The sequence below is a fragment of the Actinomycetospora termitidis genome (genome assembly GCF_030286555.1).
GTDB lineage: Bacteria > Actinomycetota > Actinomycetes > Mycobacteriales > Pseudonocardiaceae > Actinomycetospora > Actinomycetospora termitidis.
Map to the genome: position 1 here is coordinate 624924 of NZ_JASVWF010000001.1, position 19079 is coordinate 644002.

Consider the following 19079-nt stretch of genomic DNA (forward strand, 5'->3'; position numbering starts at 1 on the left):
CGGTGTGTGATCGGGGATCCGACCCGATTTCCGGCACCGGGGCAACGTCGGGGTGCTCCCGACCGTCCCCCTTCACGAGCACGGTCAGTGATGCCCGTACCGTTCTCCCGGCACCGCGCGTGCGGGGCGGATGCACGACGCGGGACACGGCGACGACCAGACGACGGGAGGACGGCGACCGGCAGGCGCCCCGACTCGGGGCGGTGCGCCGAACGCCACGAACGACGAGGTACCCAGGGACAGCTCGAGTCGCTCCCCGATCCTTGCCTTCGAGACGAAACGGCCGATGACGCTTCTAGCCGAGAGACCTGCCGACGAGGTCGACGAGAGCGAACTCGTCGTCGGTCGTCGCATCCAGGAGTTCTCGCAGCTCGCCGGACCGGTCCGGGAGCTGGACGGGGACGGCAGCGACTACCGCGTCTCCTACCGCGGGGTCGACGCCGTGCACGGCAAGGGCCGTGTCTGGCGCTCCCTCCTCGTCGCCGGCCTGAACTTCGCGTTCGAGGCGCTCTTCTTCCTCTGGCTGCTGCACCCGTCGCACCGCCCCGGGATCGACCCGAACGCTCCGGTGTTCGCGACCTACGCGAACTGGGTCGTCATCGGCTCCATCGGCCTGATGGAGCTGCTGCGGCTGATCAACGTCTTCTCGTTGTCGCTCGCCTCGGTGATCTCCCGCGATCCCGTCCCGGTGCCTCCGGTGGCGAACCAGCGGATCGCCTTCCTGACGACGATCGTGCCGAGCAAGGAACCCATCGACGTCGTCCGCGGGACGCTGCAGGCCGCCCTGCGCATCCGCTACCAGGGCATCCTCGACGTCTGGATCCTCGACGAGGGCGACGACCCGGCGGTGCGGGCGATGTGCCGCGAGCTCGGCGTCAACCACTTCACCCGCAAGGGCATCGAGAAGTACAACCGCAAGAAGGGCGCCTTCAAGGCGAAGACGAAGCACGGCAACTACAACGCCTGGGTCGCGGAGCACGGGGACTCCTACGAGATCTTCCTGTCCGTCGACCCGGACCACGTGCCGCTGCCGAACTACGCCGAGCGCATCCTCGGCTACTTCCGCGACCAGGACGTCGCCTTCGTCGTCGGGCCCCAGTGCTACGCGAACGACGAGACCTTCGTGACCCGCGCCGCGGAGTCCCAGCAGTTCCCGTTCCACTCGCTGATCCAGCGCGCGGCGAACCGCTACAACGCCGCCATGCTGGTCGGCACGAACAACGCCATGCGGATCAGCGCGCTCAAGGGCATCGGCGGGCTGTCCGACTCGGTCACCGAGGACATGGCGACCGGGCTGAAGTTCCACGTCCGCCGCAACCCGCAGACGAAGGCCCGCTGGAAGTCGGTCTACACGCCCGACGTCCTCGCCGTCGGTGAGGGCCCCTCGTCGTGGGGTGACTTCTTCAGCCAGCAGATGCGGTGGTCCCGGGGCACCTTCGAGGTCCTGCTGACCGAGTTCTGGCGGCGCCTGCCGCTGCTCTCGCCGGGGCGCGCGCTGCACTACATCCTCATCACGACGTTCTACCCGTCGATGGCGATCGGCTGGGTCCTCGGCGCGGTCAACGCGGTGCTCTTCCTCGCGCTCGGCGTGCAGGGCGTCGTCGTGCCCGTCCAGCTCTGGCTCGCGCTGTACGTCGACGCCACGGCGTTCCAGCTCTGGGTCTACCTGCGCAACCGCCGCTACAACGTCAGCCCCTACGAGGCCGAGGGCTCCTCGGGCGTCAAGGGCATGCTGATGTCGATCTTCGCGTCGCCGATCTTCGCCGCCTCGCTCATCGCGACGCTGCTCCGGCTGCCGGCGAAGTTCGTGGTCACGCCCAAGGGCCTCTCCTCGAGCGCCGACCACATCCTCACGTTCCGCCGCCACCTGCAGTGGGCGGTGCTGCTGCTCGGCGCCATCGTCACGTCGATCTTCATGGGCTACGCGACGCCCGCGGTGCTGCTGTGGCCGGCCGTGGCGCTCTGCGCCTGCCTCGCGCCGCCGGCGCTGTGGGTCGTGGAGCGCGTCGTCGGTCGCCAGCCGGTGATCACGGCCGAGCCGACCCGCACCTCCACCGGCCGGACCGGCATCACCACCGAGTCGCTCCAGCGCGCCGCGCTCGACGCGATGATCGCGGAGGGCCCGGCGTCCGCACCGTTCCGTTCGCCGCTGGTCGGCAAGCTCCCCGAGGGCTGGATCCGCTCCGGTGGGGACCGCCAGCCGGTCGCCGCCACGGCCGTCGTCGGGGCCGACCGGGGCGGACGCACGGAGGCCGTCGTGCCGCGGGACGGTGGCGGCGACCGCTACCGCCCCCTGCCGCCCGGCTGGGTGCGCCAGGGTGAGGCGCCGGCCGGACCCGCACCGGTGTCCCCGGCCGTCGGGACCCCCTCGCCGGGCCCGCGCCCGCCGTCCCCCGGCCCGCGCCCGACCCCACGGCCGACCGCCGACGGTGCTCCGCGCCCGGGAGGACCTCGCCCGCACCCCGGGCCGGCGCAGCCGCCCGTGACGCCGGGGCAGCCGGCTGCGGCGCAGGCCACCGGCCAGCCGGGCCAGCCGGGCCAGCCGGCCGCCGGCACGCCGGGGCAGCAGAACGGTCAGCCGGGTCCCGCGGCGCGTCCCGGCGGGCCGGCAAAGCGTCCGACGCCGGTTCCCCGCACGGGGACACCGCGCCCCGGTCCGCAGCCCGGTCAGCCCGTGCCGCCCGCTCCCGGCCAGCCGCCGCAGGCCGACCGGCCGGCCGCCGAGCAGCCCGGTCCGGGACGTCCCCGCCCGACGCCGCCCCGGCCGGAACAGGCCCGCCCGGACCAGGCCCGCCCGGACCAGGCTCGTCCGGATCAGGCTCGTCCGGATCAGGCCCGGCCCGAGAAGCCCGCGGCCGAGATGCCTCGCCTGCGTCCGGCTCCCGCACCCGGGACGACGCCCGAGGCGCCGTCCGAGACGGCGGCGACGGTGCACCGCAACGGGATCGCGCCGCCCGAGCGCCGGTCGCGGCCCGCGGCGGAGGGTCGTCCCGCGGCCGCCGCCCGCCCGACGCAGAACGGTGCCTCGAACGGTGCGGCCGTGAACGGTGCGGCTCCGAAGAGTACGGCTCCGAAGAGTGCGGCTCCGAAGAGTGCGGCTCCGAACGGCGTCGTGACGAACGGTGCCTCGGCGGACAGCGGCCCGGAGAACGGGACGAACGGGGTCCGGCACACCGTGGTCTCACCGGTCGGCGGCGACGATGCCGACGGGCACGACGACGGCCTGACGACGAGCGAGCGTGCCCTGCACGCGTCGACCGTCGCCGTCCGGGTCGTCGCGCTCGCCGCCGTGGCGCCGCCCGCCGGGCGGCCGGACGACGCACGTCGCGTCCGCCGGCCGGAGCAGACGGAAGCGAGCTGATCCGTTCGGTCGCCGCGTGCGAAGACCGACGGGTACCTCGGCCGGGAGCAGGGGTGCGAGCGGGTCACATCGAGGTGGATGGGACTCTGAGCGGCAGGACTCGACCACGCCGCCGACCGGCGGCGACGAACGGACACCGGGGGTGGCTCGGCAGGATGTCGGCACGACGGAGGCACATCGCCGCGGGCGCGCTCGCCATGATCGCGGCGTTGACGCTCGCCGGATGCTCCGGGGGCGGAGGGTCCGATCAGCCGGCGCCGCCGCAGACGGTCGTCCCGGCCGCCGCCGGGGAGTTCTGGGTGGACCCGGCGTCGACCGCGGCCAAGCAGGTCGAGGAGTGGCGCGAGCAGGGCCGGACCGCGGACGCGACGGAGCTGGAGAAGATCGCGCGCCAGCCGGTGGCCCGCTGGATCGGCAGTGACGGCAACACCGGCGACGAGGTCAAGGGCCTCGTCGGCCAGGCGAAGGCCGCGGGCCGCACGCCCGTCCTGGTCGCCTACAACATCCCCAACCGCGACTGCGGGCTCTACTCGCAGGGCGGCGCCTCCGACGAGGGCGCCTACAAGGACTGGATCGGCCAGTTCGCGTCCGGGCTCGGCGGGACGAAGTCGATCGTCATCCTCGAGCCCGACGCCCTGCCGCAGACGCTCACCAACTGCGAGGGCCAGGGGGAGCAGGACGGCCGGGAGGCGCTGCTCGCCGACGCGGTGCGCACGCTGTCCCAGGCGGGCGGCGAGGTCTACATCGACGCCGGCAACCCCGGCTTCGTGACGGACACCGGCAAGCTGGCCGACGGCCTGCGCAAGGCCGGCGTCTCGCAGGCCGCCGGGTTCGCGCTGAACGTGTCCAACTTCCAGGACAACGAGGCGGTCGAGTCCTACGGCAAGAAGGTCTCCGACGAGCTCGGCGGCGCCAAGTTCGTCATCGACACCAGCCGCAACGGCAACGGGTCCTACGACGGGCCGCAGCAGCCGACGTGGTGCAACCCGCCGGGGCGCGCCCTCGGGACCCCGCCGACGCGCGACACCGGTGACTCCCGGGTGGCCGCGTTCCTGTGGGTGAAGGAGCCCGGCGACTCCGACGGCGAGTGCCGGGGGTCGCCCAAGGCGGGCGAGTGGATGCCGGACTACGCCCTGAGCCTGGCGAAGGCCGCCAAGTCGTCCTGACGACGAGCCTGACCGAAGGGCCCCGTCGCTCGAGTAGATCGAGCGACGGGGCCCTTCGGTCGTCTCCGGGGGACGTCCTCAGGTGCTGTAACCGTGGATCACGGCCGCCATGTCCTCGGCGCCGTGTCCCGCGGCGCTGGCGGCCGCGAGCCGGTCGGCGACGGCGTCGGCCAGCGTGCTCGCCGTGCCCGCCTCGGCGAGCGCGTCGCGGATCAGGTCGGTGTCCTTGATGACGCCGTCGAGCTCGAACGAGGGCGTGTAGTCGCCGGTGATCATCGCCTTGCCCTTGAGCTGCACGTAGGGCGAGTCCACGGCCTGCCCGTCGACGGCGTCGAGGAACTGCTGCGGGTCGAGACCGAGCCCGCGGGCCAGCGCGATCGACTGCGCGGTGCCGTTGACCATGACCCCGATCCAGGCGTTCACGGCCAGCTTGAGCTTGCTCGCGTCGCCCAGGGTCTCGCTCACCCACTGGGTCCGGGCGCCCATCGCGTCGAACGCCGGGGCGACCTTCTCCCGCAGCGACGACGGGCCCGACGCGAGCATCACCAGCTTGCCGTTCTCCGCCGGGGCCTTCGTGCCGAGCACCGGGGCGTCGAGCACGTCGATGCCGTGGTCACGGGCCAACGCCTCGACGCGCCGGGTGCCCTCGATCCCGATGGTGCTGGCCTGCACCCACACCGCGTCGGGACGCAGCGAGCCGGCGGCGTCGGCCATGACCGAGAGCACGGGCTCGACGTCGAAGAGCATCGTGACGACGACGTCGGCACCCGAGACGGCCTCGGCCGCGGTGCCGGCGACGGTCGCGCCGTCGTCGGCCAGCGGCTTCGCCTTCTCGGGGCTGCGGTTCCACACGGTGACGTCGAGGCCCTCGCGCAGGAGGCTGCGCGCCATCCCCGCGCCCATGATCCCGGTGCCGAGTACTGCCACTCTCGACGGTCGAGCTCCGCTCCGCTCCGTCTCCGAAGATGTCATGGACGTCGGTTACCCCTACCGACCCATGGTGAAGAACTCCGCGTTGGGTCGCAGCGCCGTGAGATGGGCCAGGCGGTTGGACATCGCGAACAGGGCCGTGATGGACCCGACGTCCCAGATCTCGTCGTCCGAGAGCCCGGCCTCGCGGGCCGCGTCGACGTCGTCGTCGGTGAAGGACGCGGAGTCGACGGCCAGCGCGAGCGCGAGGTCCACGATCGCCCGGTGCCGCCCCGTGAGCTCGGCGCCGTAGGGGTTGGTGCCGACGAGGTCCGCCAGCTCCGGGTCCTTCGTGCGCACCCGCAGGATCGCCCCGTGGGCGATGATGCAGTAGCTGCAGTGGTTCGCCCCCGACGTCGCGACGACGACCAGCTCGCGCTCGGCCTTGGACAGCCCGTCGTTCGAGTCCATCAGTGCGTCGTGGTAGTCGAGGAACGCCCGCAGCTCGCGGGGGCGACGCCCGAGCGCGCGGAAGATGTTCGGCACGAAGCCGGACTTCTCGGCGATCGCACCGACCCGCTCACGCAGGTCGTCGGGCAGGTCCTCGAGCTCCGTCACGCCGAAGCGGCTCACCTGGTCGGCCATGCCCCGAACCTAGTGCGCGGAGCCTCCTATGCCGACGGCCGGAACGTGACGTGGCAGCGGGCCGCGGTCACGTCCTTGATGCGCTGGACCGCGGGCTGCGACTGCTGCTCGAGCCGGGTGAGCGCGGCGCGGTCGATCCGGTTGGGGTCGCCCCTCGTCGCGGCGAGCGAGGACAACGCCTCGTCGTTCAGGTCCTTGACGGTGCGCCAGTCCGCAACCAGCTCGGGCGGCGCGGTCGCGACCAGGTCGGTGACCTGCTTGCGCGCCGCGTCGCCGGCCACCTGCACGCCGCCCTGACCGGCCTGCGGGGAGGTCTGCTCGGCCTGCACGCGCACGACGGTGTCGCAGTAGGACTTCACGGCGGGGTCGACCGGCGGCGGCCCGGCCGCCTCGTCGGTGCCGCCGCACCCGGTGAGCAGCAGCGCACCCACCGCGCACCACCCGGCCAGCACCCGTCGTCGCACCATCGCCGCCTCCCGCTCGCGTGACCCGTTCGAGATCGTGTCAGCCTCCCCGTCCGGTTCCGTCGCCGGGCTGCCGTCGGCGGTGGCCCGGAGCGCGGCGAGGGTGACGAGGAGGGGACGGGGCTCCCGCGCGGAAGGGTGGCCGTGTCACAGTGACCCCGTGCAGCCCGTGGCCGCGCGACACGGAGCGTGGTCGACGCCAGGGACGAGGAGAAGGGGCCGAGCCGACGTGCAGGTGACCGACGAGCACCGTGCGATCGTCCGCCGCTGGTGCGTGGCGCGGGTGCCGGACGCGCAGCGCGACTCCGTACAGATCTCCTACTCGGAGCGCGCCGGGCGGATCACGCTGTCGTGCCGCCGGGCGCCGGTGTTCCCCGAGCTCGACACCGAGTGGTCCACCGCCCCGATCGCGCAGCTGCGCTTCGACGCCGCCGACCAGCGCTGGGTGCTGCTCTGGCCGGACTCCGGCGGCCGCTGGCACCGCTACCCGGACGAGACCAAGGCCGCCACGCCGGCGCCGCTGCTCGACATCGTCGACGCGGACCCGACCGGCATCTTCTGGGGGTGAGTGGGGCGAGCGGAGCGACGGGGGAGCCGGGCCCTCCCGATCCGGCGACCGTCGCCGCCCGCGTCGCCGCGTTCTCCTCCCGGTCCCGACGGCGGGTCGACCCGGCCGGGCTGCCCGAGGTCCCGTCCCGGGACGGCTCGATGCGCCCGGTGCGGCGGGCCGCCGTGGCGGTCGTCGTGCTCGACGACCCGGAGCGCGGGCCCGGCGTCCTCCTCACGCGGCGCACCTCGAAGCTCCGCGACCACCCGGGCCAGTTCGCCCTGCCCGGTGGCTCGCTCGATCCCGGCGAGGACGAGGTCACCGCCGCCCTGCGGGAGCTCGACGAGGAGCTCGGCCTGCCGCTCGCCGCCCCGGACGTGGTGGGCCTGCTCGACGACTACCCGACCCGGTCGGGCTTCGTCATGACCCCCGTCGTCATGACCAGCACCGCGCCGCTGGACTCCCTGGTGCCCTCCCCGGACGAGGTCGCCCGGATCTTCCACGTGACGTTCGACGAGCTCGACGTCGAGCCGTACTACCTGGACATCCCGGAGTCCGACCGGCCCGTGGTGCAGCTGCCGATCGTCGGGCACCGGGTGCACGCGCCGACCGCGGCGGTCCTGCTGCAGTTCACCGAGGTGGCCCTGCGCGACCGCCCGACGCGGGTCGACGGGCTCGAACAGCCGGTGTTCGCCTGGCGGTGACGGCGGGCCGACGAGGAGTACCCGTTCCGTCCGGGTTTTCGTCCTGGACCGTTAACGATGCGTGACGAGCGCCCCGATCTGAGGCGTCGCGGGAGCCACCCGTGTATCTGTGGTCAGGCACCCTGACGAAGGAAGCGTGACGCTCGTGTGCGGAATCGTCGCTGCGTACGGTGACATCGACCCCGACAAGTGCGAGCGCATGCTCGCCCGGATCAACCACCGGGGCCCGGACGACTCCGGTCGGATCCAGCTGGAGAACGCGTGGCTCGGCCACCAGCGTCTCTCGATCATGGACGTGACCGGCGGCAAGCAGCCCATCGCCGACGAGACCGACTCGGCCTACGTGGTCGGGAACGGCGAGATCTACAACCACGAGGACATCCGGGAGGCGCTCTCCGAGGTCCGCTTCGCCACCGACTCGGACACCGAGTCGGCCTTCCGCCTGGTCCTGCGGGACGGCTCGGCCGCGCTGCACGACCTGCGCGGGATGTACGCGCTCGCGATGGCCCACACCGACGGGCACGGCGTCGTCGCCCGCGACCCGATCGGCATCAAGCCGCTCTACTGGGCCAAGCTGCCCGGGGTCACCCTGTTCGCCTCCGAGCTGCGCGCCTTCGACGAGGCCGACCAGCCCTTCGTCGAGGCCTTCCCGCCCGGGTACGTCTGGAGCCCGGGCCTGCCCGGTACCGAGGTGGCCGACGGCACGATGGTCCGCTTCGCCGACGCGGTTCCGGTCCACGTCCGCCCGGCGCGCTACGCGCCGGACAAGGACTGGGACGAGGCCGTGCTCTCGCACGTCCGGATGGTCCTGATGGACTCGGTGCGCCGGCACATGATGTCCGACGTGCCCGTGGGCGTGTTCCTCTCCGGGGGCCTGGACTCCGCGATCGTCGCCGCGGTCGCCGCGAAGGTCGCCGCCGAGAAGGGCGAGACGCTGCCGACGTTCGCCGTCGGCACCGAGGGCAGCGGGGACCTGCTCGCCGCGCGGGCCGTCGCGAAGTACCTCGGCACGGACCACCACGAGATCGTGCCCACCGCAGAGGACCTCGAGGAGGCCCTCGACGAGGCGGTGACGGTCATCGAGCACTTCGACCCGGCCCTGGTCCGCTCGGCCGTGCCGAACCTGCTGCTCGCCCGCGAGGCGGTCAAGCACGTCAAGGTCGTGCTCACCGGTGAGGGCGCCGACGAGCTCTTCGCCGGCTACAGCTACGTCCACACCGACCCGGCCTTCGCCACCCCGGACGCGCTGCAGGCCGAACTGGTCCGCTCGATCGAGACGCTGCACGAGCTCAACCTGCAGCGCTGCGACCGCACCACCATGAACTACGGCCTCGAGGCCCGCGTGCCGTTCCTCGACGCCACCGTCATGGAGGAGATGCTCGCGATCCCGGCCGAGTGGAAGCTCATGGGCGAGGGACGCACCGAGAAGCAGCTGCTGCGCGAGGCGTTCCAGGACATGGTCCTCGACGACATCCTCTGGCGCGGCAAGGAGCAGTTCGGCGACGGCTCCGGCGCCGGCGACGTCCTGGCGAAGCTGGTCGAGAAGGAGAAGGCCAAGGAGGGCGCGCAGGGCGCCGAGCCACCCGCCGTCGAGAACGGGTGGGATCTGCGCAGCGACGAGGAGATCGCGTACTACCGGACGTGGTACCGGTCGTTCTCCGGCGTGAAGCCGAACGCCACGCTCGGGGCCTTCGCCACGGCGTGACGCGATCCGCGGGCGCGTCGCGGTTGACGCCGCGACGCGCCCGGGTATGCGCAGGTATGACCAACGTTCCCGGCATCGAGCTCAACAGCGGCGCGACCATCCCGCAGCTCGGGTTCGGCGTCTTCCAGATCGACCCGTCGGACACGGCCGAGACCGTGCAGAAGGCGCTGGAGATCGGCTACCGCCACATCGACACCGCCCAGATGTACGGCAACGAGGCCGAGGTCGGCCAGGGCATTCGGACGTCCGGCATCGACCGCGGCGAGATCTTCGTGACGACGAAGTGCAACAACTCGAACCACGGGCGTCTCGACGCGCAGAAGGCACTCGACGAGAGCCTCCAGAAGCTCGGCCTCGACTTCGTCGACCTCTACCTCATCCACTGGCCGCTCCCCGGCAAGGACCTCTACGTCGACACGTGGAAGGGCTTCGAGGAGGCCGCGGCCGACGGCAAGGCCCGCTCCATCGGGGTGTCCAACTTCCAGGACCACCACCTCGACCGGCTCGCCCAGGAGTCCGACACGGTCCCCGCGGTGAACCAGATCGAGCTGCACCCGCACCTGCAGCAGATGGCGATGCGCTCGTACGACCAGCGGCACGGCATCGCCACCGAGGCCTGGAGCCCGATCGGCCAGGGCAAGGGCGTCATCGACGAGCCGACGATCGAGGGCATCGCGAAGAAGCACGACAAGAGCGGTGCGCAGGTGACGCTGCGCTGGCACATCCAGCTCGGCAACATCGTCTTCCCGAAGTCGGTGACGCCGTCGCGCATCCAGGAGAACTTCGAGATCTTCGACTTCGAGCTGTCCGACGAGGAGATGTCGTCGATCGCCGAGCTCGAGCGGGCCGAGCGCCTGGGTCCGGACCCCGACCAGTTCGACCGCTGAGGCCTGTCCTCCTCGCACTCCCTCGTCGAGGAGGACCCCTGATCGGCCCGGGCACCGCCGTCGCCCCCACGTCGGTGTCCGGGCCGATCCATGTCCGCACCACCCGCCGGTGGCAGCAGAGCCCTATCGGCGTGCTCCCCTTGATTTGCATCCAGTGGCAGAGAACCCGCATCGTCGGTCGCCATGATCACGAGTGCTGACCTGCGCCACCGGCACGCCGAGGTCTGGGACGCGGCCGTGCGGCACCGGTTCGTCGACGAGCTGTGGGCCGGCACCGTCGACGACGCGGTGATGGCGCGCTACCTGGCCCAGGACGCGCTGTTCCTCGACGCGTTCGTGGCCCTGCTCGGTGCGGCGGTGTCGTCGGCGGACGAGCCCGGGGCGCGCATGGCGGTCGCCCGGCAGCTCGGTCTGGTCGCGGGCGACGAGGACGACTACTTCACGCGTGCCCTGGCGCGCCTCGATGCGGCCGGGCCGGTCGAGCCGCTGCCCCCGACGGCGGGATTCCTGACGCTGATGGAGTCCGCCCGCCGCTCCGGGGAGTACGCGACGATCATGACGGTGCTCCTGGTCGCGGAGTGGCTATACCTCGACTGGGCCGACCGCCCCGACCCCGCGCCGACCGACTGGCTGCACGCCGAGTGGATCGAGCTGCACCGCGGGCCCGCGTTCGCCGCCTGGGTGGCGCTCCTCCGGACCGAGGTCGACCGGGTCGGCGCGGACGAGGCGGTCTTCGCGCGGGCCGTCGACCTGGAGCGGGCGTTCTTCGACGCGGCCTACGGCTGACCGGCCGGCCGCGAGTGCGACGTGGCGCAGGTTCCCGGGCGCCGGGACCTGCGTGGTGTCGACCTCGCGGAGCCGAGCCGGCCCCTCAGGCCGCCCGGTCGGTCCGCTTCGCCAACCGGCGGCGCTGGGCGTCGAGGTGCGGGCGGGCGCGCCGTTGACCACCGCGGTCGGCGATGGCGGCCTCCAGGTCGTCCAGGACGCGGGCGAGTCGCCCGACGTCCGGGGTCCACCCGCGTCGTTCGCACTCCTCGAGCCAGTCCACCGCGCCCCGGTGCCCCCGCTCACCGTTGCACCGCCGGCACGCCGCGACCTCGTTCTCCAACCACGACGGCCCGCCCTTGACCTTCGGGATGACGTGGTCGGTCGTGGCGGTCACCCGCCCGTCGAGCGGGCGCCCGCACCACAGGCACGTCGACCCGTCACGCGCGTGCGCGGCCACGAGACGGGCCGCCCGACCGGGTTGTCGCATCGCCCTCCAGCATCCCCCGCCGAGCACGAGATCGCCTGTCCTCGTTCGCCGCAAGCGCTTGCGGTCCGCCCCGTCACGACCCGTACGCTCGACGTCGTGACTCCCGAGACCTCCGAGGCTCCGTGGTGGCGCGAGGCCGTCATCTACCAGGTCTACATCCGCAGTTTCGCGGACGGCGACGGCGACGGGATCGGGGACCTCGCCGGCCTGCGGGACCGGCTGCCCTGCCTGCGCGACCTCGGCGTCGACGCGCTGTGGATCAACCCGTGGTACGCCTCCCCGCAGGCCGACGCCGGCTACGACGTCGCCGACTACCGGGCCATCGAGCCCGCGTACGGCACGCTCGCCGACGCGGAGAAGCTGATCACCGACGCCCACGAGTACGGGCTGCGGATCATCCCGGACATCGTCCCGAACCACCTCTCCGACCACCACGTGTGGTTCGTCGAGGCGCTCGCCGCCGGGCGCGGGTCGGCGGCCCGCGAGCGGTTCGTGTTCCGCGAGGGTCGGGGTCCCGACGGTGCGGAGCCCCCGAACAACTGGCTCTCGCACTTCGGCGGGCCGGCGTGGACGCGCGTCGAGGACGGGCAGTGGTACCTGCACCTCTTCGCGCCCGGGCAGCCCGACGTGAACTGGGAGGACCCCGACGTCGCCGCCGAGTTCGAGGCGGTGCTCCGCTTCTGGTTCGACCGCGGGGTGGACGGGTTCCGCATCGACGTCGCCCACGGTCTGGTCAAGGACGTCGACCTCCCCGACCTGGAGGACCCGCACGACTTCGGCGGTACCTCGGTGGGCTCCGGGCAGCACCCGTACGTCGACCGCGAGGCCGTCGTCGACGTCTACGAGTCGTGGCGCCGGATCGCCGACGAGTACCCGGGCTCCCGGATGTTCGTCGCGGAGGCCTGGACGCCGAGCCCCGAGCGGCTGTCGCGCTACGTCGCGTCGGGCCGGCTGCACACCGCGTTCAACTTCGACTACCTCGTCGCCCCGTGGGACCCGACCGCGCTGCGGGAAGCCATCGACACGACCACCGGGTACCTGCACGCCGTCGGCGCGCCGGCGACGTGGGTGCTGGAGAACCACGACGTCGTGCGCGCCCCGAGCCGCTACGGCCGTCCCGCGACCGACCGTCGGGGCAACGTCACCTTCGACGAGTCCGACCCGGTCGACGTCGAGCTCGGCGTCCGCCGTGCCCGCGCCGCGTTCCTGCTCTACTCCGCGCTGCCCGGCGGCATGTACGTCTACCAGGGCCAGGAGCTCGGCCTGCCGCAGGTCGACGACATCCCCGACGACGCCCTGCAGGACCCGACCTGGGAGCGCTCCGGGCACACCGACCGGGGGCGCGACGGGTGCCGGGTGCCGATCCCGTGGACGGCGTCCGGCTCGACGTACGGGTTCGGTCCCGACGGCGGGGCGCGCCCCTGGCTCCCGCAGCCGGACTGGTTCGGCGCCTACGCGGTCGACGCGGAGACCGGGGTGGACGGCTCGTTCCTCGAGCTCGCCCGGGCCGCGCTCGCGACCCGACGTCGGCACCCGGCCCTGGGCGAGGGCGACCTGAGCTGGGAGTCCGCCCCGGGGGACGCGGTGCTGGTGTTCCGGCGGTCGCCGGCGTTCTGCTGCGTGGTCAACCTGTCGGACGCCCCGGTCGACCTGCCCGACCACGACGGCGTGCTGCTGGCCAGCGGCCCGCTCGACGACCGGCGGCTCCCGCCCGACACGGCCGTCTGGCTCGCCGCCCACTGAGGCGCCGCCCGGATTCGAGCGGCCCCGTGGTGAACGAGCGGCACCCTCGCAGCTTCTACGTGCGCGAGAGTGCCGTTCGTTCACTCCGGGCGGGGGCCCACCACCGGCAGATCGTTCGCCGTGTCGGCGACGAGCGCCCGGGCGGCCGAGTCGGTCGGGGCCTTCTCGGCGAGGGCCTCCAGCGCCGCGTCGGTGCCCACGTCGTGGCCCGCGTTCTCGGAGAGCAGCCAGCGCACCTCGAGGAGGTCGCACCAGGCCTGCACCGCCGTCCCCACGTGCCCCACCGCCGCGTGGGCGCGGCGCATGCCGGGGGTGAGCACGTCGTGCAGCCAGCTCGGCGCGGCCTCGTCCTCGTTGACCGCACGCCCCTGCTCGCGGGCGAGCGCCCCGCGGTGGGCCTGCAGGTCGCCGAGGAGCACCCGCGCCTGCCCCTCCCCGACGTCGAGCCCGGTCAGCTCGCGCAGCCGCTGGGCGTGGAACCGGCGGTCGCCGACCCCCACCCGCAGCCGCACCCCGCCCCCGTCGACCGGCGCCAGCGTGACCTCGTCGACCACGAAGCCGAGCTCCTCGAGGCCGCGCACCGTGCTCTCCACCCGGTACCGGTCGGAGAACGCGAACTGCGGCTCGGCGTGCAGGGCGTCCCACAGCGCGCGGTAGCGCTCCGGCACGCCCAGGGCCTCCTCGATCAGACGCGGCTCGATCTCGGGGGGCCGCCCCAGCTCGGCGGCGACGTCGATCAGCCCCGAGGCCACGTTCTCGACGAGGATGTCGAGGTCGTGCTGCCGCTGCCCGTCGGACAGCGTCTCGTGGATCTCGGTGGTCTCGGCGTCGACGAGCTGGGCGGCGAGGGCCTGCCCGTCGCGGGAGAAGAGGGTGTTCGCGAGCGAGCAGTCGCCCCAGAACACCCCGTGCCGGTGCAGCTCCACGAGCAGGCCGGCCATCGCGTCGAGCAGGCGCGCGCGGTGCGCGGCGCGGTCCGGGGGAAGGCGGGCGAACAGCCGGCGGTACTGCCACGAGCCGGTGAGGAAGCGTGTGACCAGCACCGCCGAGTCCTCCGCGACCGACCGGACGACGAGGCCGGCGGCCCGCACCGACGGCAGCCCCATCGCCTCCATCCGCCGCAGGGCCGCGTACTCCTTGTCGGCGAGCCGGACCGGGAGCTCCTTCATCGCCCACAGGACGCCGTCGGCCACCACGAAGCGGACGAGATGCCGGCTCGGCCCGACGGCGAGCTCGCGCAGCGCGACCCGGTCCGGGTCCCACTCGACCAGAGGGACCTCCCAGGGCAGGGCCAGCAGCTGCGGGGACGGCCGCCGCAGCCGCAGCTCGGGGTCGGTCACGGCGCCGCCTCCCGCGGGGGCGCGGTCGTGCCGCGGAGCACCAGCTGGGTGGGCAGGACGCGCGACGGGGGCGGCTCGCCGCCCGCCAGCAGCGTCCGCACCATCCGCCCGGCGACCACGCCCTGCTCGTGGACCGGCTGTGCGACGGTGGTGAGGTCGAGGAGCTCGGCGATCGGGTGGTCGTCGATCCCGACCACCGACACGTCCTCGGGCACCCGCAGGCCGGCCCGCCGCAGGGTCCGGACGGCGCCGGCGGCGATCTCGTCGGAGTAGGCGAAGACCGCCGTCGGTGGGCGGCGCAGACCGAGCAGCCGGCTCATCCCGTCGGCACCCCCCGGGGCGCCGAACGCGACCCGGACGAGGAGCTCGGGATCGTCGGGGACCCCGGCGTCGACGAGGGCGGTCCGGTAGGCCTGCGTCCGGCGGTCCGGGCCGCGGTCGGCGGGATCGAGGGTGGCGAGCATCCCGATGCGCCGGTGGCCGAGGTGCACGAGGTGGTCGACGGCCTGCCGTCCGGCCCGGTGGTCGTCCACGGTGACCGACGGGAACGGCTCGGACGGCCCGCCGGCGGACACGATCGACACCCCCAGCAGCTCGAGCCGGCGCTGTTCGGCCTCGTCCACCTCGAACCCGACGACGACGGCCGCGTCGACCCGCCGTCGGGCCGGGAGGTCCTCGAAGAACGCCCGGCGCCCGGCCACGTCGCCGACCAGGAACAGCAGCTGGTCCACGCCGCGGGGATCGTCGCCGCGCAGGCCGACCTCGAGCCCCTCGAGCAGCCGCCCGAAGAACCACCGGGACAGGTGCGGCACGACGACGGCGACCCGCGCCCGGGAGCTGCCGCCGGCGAGCCGGGACGCGTCCGGCGACACGACGTAGTCGAGTCCCGCCGCGGCGGCGAGCACGCGCTCGCGGGTGGCTGCCGCGACCTGCGGGTGGTTGTTCAGCGCCCGCGACGCGGTCGACAGGGACACGCCCGCCAGCCGGGCGACGTCGTCGAGCCCTGCCCCGCCGGCCGCGCCGGTCCGTCCACCATGGTGAACCACGTCACTCAGCCTAGAGGGTTCCGCAAGCGCTTCCGGATCGATCATCCTGCAGATCGCCCTGAGCACCGGAGCTGGTGCGGTGGGTGACGTCTGCGTCCTTCTGTGCCGTTCGGACGCTTGACACCTGAGACCTGGGTCACCAAAGTTCCACCGCAAGCGCTTTCACGACGGCGGACGACGGCTGCGAGGAGAGACGGTGATGCGCCTCCAACGGTGGCGGCGGGGACGATCCGGAGCGGCCGCGGCCGTCCTGGTGCTGTCCGTGCTGGCCCTGCTCGGCGGGTGTGCGAGCGGGCCGGTCGGCCCGCCGACCCTGACCTGGTACATCAATCCCGACGACGGCGGCCAGGCCGAGATCGCGAAGCGGTGCACCGACGCCGCCGGCGGCCGGTACACGATCGCGACGTCCACGCTGCCCCGCGACTCCGGCGACCAGCGTCAGGAGCTCGTCCGCCGCCTCGCCGCGAACGACTCGTCGATCGACATCATGAGCCTCGACCCGCCCTACATCCCGGAGTTCGCCGAGGCGGGCTTCCTGGCGCCGCTGCCACCGGGGACGGCCGCGCGGGTCAGCGAGGGCGTCGTGCCGTCGGCCATCGAGGGTGCGTCCTGGCAGGGCCAGCTCGTGACGGTGCCGTTCTGGGCGAACACCCAGCTGCTCTGGTACCGCAAGTCGCTCGTCGCCGACATGGGGCTCGACCTCACGAGGCCGGTCACCTGGGACCAGATCATCGACGCCGCCGTCGCGAAGGGCACCAAGGTCGCCGCGCAGGGCAAGCGGGCCGAGTCCCTCATGGTGTGGACCAACGCGCTCATCCGCTCCGGCGGCGGGCAGATCATCACCAACCCCGGGGAGTCCAACCCCAAGCTCGTCCAGCTCGGCCTGACCGACCCGCCCGCCGTCGAGGCGGCCCGGATCATGAGCAAGCTGGCGAAGTCCCCGGCGGCGCCGCCGGCCTTCTCGACCGCGGACGAGGACGCGAACTCCGAGTCGCTCCAGGCCGGCGAGGCCGCGTTCATGGTCAACTGGCCGTTCGTCTGGTCCAAGGTCACGAAGGCCGCGGAGGAGGGTTCCGTCCCCGCCGACGTGCCGAACGACTACGGCTGGACGCTCTTCCCGTCGGTCCGCCCGGACCTGCCGTCGGCCCCGCCCTACGGCGGTATCAACCTCGGCGTCGGCCACTCGAGCCTGCACCCCGACCTCGCGTACGCGGCCACGGAGTGCATCACCAGCGCCCAGAACACCGCCTACTACTTCGAGAGCAACGGCAACCCGTCGGCGCGCGTCGCGAGCTACTCCGACCCCGCCGTCCTCGCGAAGTACCCGATGGCGCCGGTGATCCTGCAGTCGCTGACCCAGGCCAAGCCGCGTCCGCAGACCGCGTACTACGCCGAGGTGTCCGGCGGGCTGCAGCGCACGTTCCACCCGCCGGAGGCGATCGTCCCCGGCCCGACCAACCAGGCGGCCCAGGACCTGATCCTCGGCGTGCTGCGGAAGGACAGGCTGCTGTGACCGCGATCCAGGACCGTCCGGCCGCCCCGACGGCCCCGAAGCACGCGGCGAGCGACAAGTCCCGGTCCGAGGCCCGCCTCGCCTGGATGCTCGCCGGACCGGCGTTCGCGGTGATGCTGCTGGTCACCGCCTACCCGATCCTGCAGGCCTTCTACGAGTCGCTGTTCGACTACCGGCTCACCGACCCCGCGAACCGGTCCTTCACCGGGCTGACGAACTACGGCGTGATCCTCACCGACCCGGTGTGGTGGGACGCCTTCGGCGTGACCGTGCTGATCACCGTCGTGACGGTGGCGGTGGAGCTCGTCCTCGGGTTCGCCCTCGCGCTGGTGATGGTGCAGGCGCTCAAGGGCCTGCGTCCGGTCCTGCGGGCCGCGATCCTGATCCCCTACGCGGTGATCACCGTGGTCTCGGCGTTCGCGTGGCAGTTCGCGTTCGCGCCGGACTCGGGCTTCGTGAACTCGTGGTTCTCCTTCCTCGGGGTCGCGCCGGACACCGACTGGTTCGGCAGCCCGGGCTCGGCGATCTTCGTGATCTGTCTGGCCGAGATCTGGAAGACCACGCCGTTCATCTCGCTGCTGCTGCTCGCGGGCCTCGCGCAGGTGCCCGAGGTGCTGCAGGAGGCCGCGAAGGTCGACGGCGCGACCTGGTGGCAGCGGATGCGCAAGGTGACGATCCCGAACATGAAGGCGGCGATCATGGTCGCCCTGCTGTTCCGGACCCTGGACGCCTTCCGCGTCTTCGACTCGGTCTACGTCATGACGGCGGGTGCGAACGGCACCGAGGTGCTCTCGTTCCTCGCCTACCGGCAGACGATCGCGCGCCTGGAGATCGGGCTCGGGTCGGCGGTGTCGGTGCTGTTGTTCATCTCGGTCGTCCTGATCTGCGCCCTGTTCGTCAAGGGCTTCAAGGTCGACCTGTCGCAGGCCCGAGGGGAGTGAGCGCCATGTCCACACGGGAGAAGGTCGGCTGGGGGATCGGCGGCCTGCTGATCATCGTCTACTGCCTGTTCCCCATCGCCTGGATCGTCTCGCTGTCGTTCAAGTCGTCCGCGGACATCTCGAACGGTGAGTTCCTGCCGACCACGGCCACGTCGGAGAACTACGACACGATCCTGACCGGGGACGCGGCGGAACTGTTCCTGCCGGCGCTGCGGAACTCGTTCGGCATCTGTCTCATCGCGACGGCGCTCGCGTGTCTGCTCGCGATGTTCGCGGCCTACGCGATCGCCCGCCTCGACTTCCGGGGCAAGAAGCTCATCCTGTCGACGGCGCTGGCCGTCGCCATCTTCCCGGTGATCTCCATCGTGACGCCGCTGTTCAACCTGTGGCGCGAGATCGGGCTCTACGACACCTGGCTCGGGCTGATCCTGCCCTACCTGTCGCTGACCCTGCCGATCTCGATCTGGACGCTCTCGGCGTTCTTCCGCGAGATCCCCTGGGAGATGGAGCAGGCGGCCCAGGTGGACGGGGCCACGCCGTGGCAGGCGTTCCGGAAGGTGATCGTGCCGCTCGCCGCGCCCGGCGTGTTCACGACGGCGATCATCGCCTTCTTCCTCGCCTGGAACGACTTCGTCTACGGCATCTCGCTGACCTCGACGAGCGCGTCGCGACCGGTGCCCGCCGCCCTGGGCCTGTTCACCGGGGCCTCGCAGTTCGAGTCGCCGACGGGTCCGATCGCGGCCGCCGCCGTGATCGTGACGATCCCCGTCGTCGTCCTCGTCCTGATCTTCCAACGGCGCATCGTCGCCGGTCTGACCAACGGCGCCGTGAAGGGCTGAATTCTTCTCCGAAA

The 19079-nt window shown here is 72.7% G+C and carries 17 protein-coding genes; 11 read left to right on the top strand and 6 right to left on the bottom strand.

What is annotated here, in order from left to right:
- Positions 1-286: 286 nt before the first annotated feature.
- Complete coding sequence (locus tag QRT03_RS03080; RefSeq protein WP_286051007.1) at positions 287-3361, top strand: glycosyltransferase family 2 protein; 3075 nt, start codon at positions 287-289, stop codon at positions 3359-3361.
- Between the two features lie 155 nt (positions 3362-3516).
- Positions 3517-4527 carry a glycoside hydrolase family 6 protein gene (locus tag QRT03_RS03085; RefSeq protein ID WP_286051008.1) on the top strand — a complete coding sequence of 337 codons (1011 nt, stop codon included), beginning with the start codon at positions 3517-3519 and terminating at the stop codon, positions 4525-4527.
- 78 nt (positions 4528-4605) lie between these two features.
- Here QRT03_RS03085 and QRT03_RS03090 read toward each other — a convergent pair whose 3' ends face one another.
- The 3 genes from QRT03_RS03090 to QRT03_RS03100 are packed head-to-tail and all read right to left on the bottom strand — an operon-like array spanning position 4606 to position 6548.
- Positions 4606-5454: an NAD(P)-dependent oxidoreductase gene (locus QRT03_RS03090; RefSeq protein ID WP_286051009.1), complete on the bottom strand. Its 849-nt coding sequence runs from the start codon at positions 5452-5454 to the stop codon at positions 4606-4608.
- Positions 5455-5514: 60 nt separating this feature from the next.
- Complete coding sequence (locus QRT03_RS03095; RefSeq protein ID WP_286051010.1) at positions 5515-6081, bottom strand: peroxidase-related enzyme; 567 nt, start codon at positions 6079-6081, stop codon at positions 5515-5517.
- Between the two features lie 26 nt (positions 6082-6107).
- A complete protein-coding gene (locus tag QRT03_RS03100; protein ID WP_286051012.1) occupies positions 6108-6548 on the bottom strand; it encodes a hypothetical protein in 441 nt (146 codons plus the stop codon).
- Positions 6549-6774: 226 nt separating this feature from the next.
- On the opposite strand from QRT03_RS03100, the gene QRT03_RS03105 reads away from it, so the two are divergent.
- The 5 genes from QRT03_RS03105 (at position 6775) to QRT03_RS03125 (ending at position 11174) form a co-directional block, all read left to right on the top strand.
- The gene (locus QRT03_RS03105) at positions 6775-7113 is read left to right on the top strand and encodes a DUF3024 domain-containing protein (protein ID WP_286051013.1); all 339 of its coding nucleotides are present in this window, start codon (positions 6775-6777) and stop codon (positions 7111-7113) included.
- Positions 7110-7796, top strand: a complete 687-nt coding sequence (locus QRT03_RS03110) for an NUDIX hydrolase (protein ID WP_286051014.1) — start codon at positions 7110-7112, stop codon at positions 7794-7796. Before QRT03_RS03105 ends, QRT03_RS03110 begins: the two co-directional genes overlap by 4 nt.
- A 136-nt stretch (positions 7797-7932) precedes the next feature.
- Positions 7933-9501 (top strand): asparagine synthase (glutamine-hydrolyzing), encoded by a 1569-nt coding sequence (gene asnB / locus QRT03_RS03115; protein WP_345783229.1) that lies wholly within the window; start codon positions 7933-7935, stop codon positions 9499-9501.
- A gap of 56 nt (positions 9502-9557) precedes the next feature.
- On the top strand, positions 9558-10388 hold the full coding sequence (locus tag QRT03_RS03120; protein WP_286051015.1) for an aldo/keto reductase: 831 nt from the start codon (positions 9558-9560) through the stop codon (positions 10386-10388).
- 183 nt (positions 10389-10571) lie between these two features.
- On the top strand, positions 10572-11174 hold the full coding sequence (locus QRT03_RS03125) for a TenA family protein (RefSeq protein ID WP_286051016.1): 603 nt from the start codon (positions 10572-10574) through the stop codon (positions 11172-11174).
- 85 nt (positions 11175-11259) lie between these two features.
- Here QRT03_RS03125 and QRT03_RS03130 read toward each other — a convergent pair whose 3' ends face one another.
- Positions 11260-11643, bottom strand: a complete 384-nt coding sequence (locus QRT03_RS03130; RefSeq protein WP_286051017.1) for an HNH endonuclease — start codon at positions 11641-11643, stop codon at positions 11260-11262.
- Between the two features lie 96 nt (positions 11644-11739).
- Between QRT03_RS03130 and QRT03_RS03135 the strand changes: the two genes are divergently transcribed.
- Entirely contained in the window at positions 11740-13386 is a 1647-nt protein-coding gene (locus QRT03_RS03135; RefSeq protein WP_286051018.1) for a glycoside hydrolase family 13 protein, read from the top strand.
- A gap of 80 nt (positions 13387-13466) precedes the next feature.
- Here QRT03_RS03135 and QRT03_RS03140 read toward each other — a convergent pair whose 3' ends face one another.
- Positions 13467-14726 carry a DUF4032 domain-containing protein gene (locus QRT03_RS03140; protein WP_286051019.1) on the bottom strand — a complete coding sequence of 420 codons (1260 nt, stop codon included), beginning with the start codon at positions 14724-14726 and terminating at the stop codon, positions 13467-13469.
- Positions 14723-15772 carry a LacI family DNA-binding transcriptional regulator gene (locus QRT03_RS03145; protein WP_286051020.1) on the bottom strand — a complete coding sequence of 350 codons (1050 nt, stop codon included), beginning with the start codon at positions 15770-15772 and terminating at the stop codon, positions 14723-14725. Before QRT03_RS03145 ends, QRT03_RS03140 begins: the two co-directional genes overlap by 4 nt.
- A 199-nt stretch (positions 15773-15971) precedes the next feature.
- Here QRT03_RS03145 and QRT03_RS03150 point away from each other — a divergent pair, with 199 nt between their 5' ends.
- The 3 genes from QRT03_RS03150 to QRT03_RS03160 are packed head-to-tail and all read left to right on the top strand — an operon-like array spanning position 15972 to position 19065.
- Positions 15972-17285 (top strand): extracellular solute-binding protein, encoded by a 1314-nt coding sequence (locus QRT03_RS03150; protein ID WP_286051021.1) that lies wholly within the window; start codon positions 15972-15974, stop codon positions 17283-17285.
- Positions 17282-18226, top strand: a complete 945-nt coding sequence (locus tag QRT03_RS03155; protein ID WP_286051023.1) for a carbohydrate ABC transporter permease — start codon at positions 17282-17284, stop codon at positions 18224-18226. Before QRT03_RS03150 ends, QRT03_RS03155 begins: the two co-directional genes overlap by 4 nt.
- Before the next feature lie 5 nt (positions 18227-18231).
- Positions 18232-19065 (top strand): carbohydrate ABC transporter permease, encoded by an 834-nt coding sequence (locus tag QRT03_RS03160; RefSeq protein WP_286051024.1) that lies wholly within the window; start codon positions 18232-18234, stop codon positions 19063-19065.
- Positions 19066-19079 lie beyond the last annotated feature (14 nt).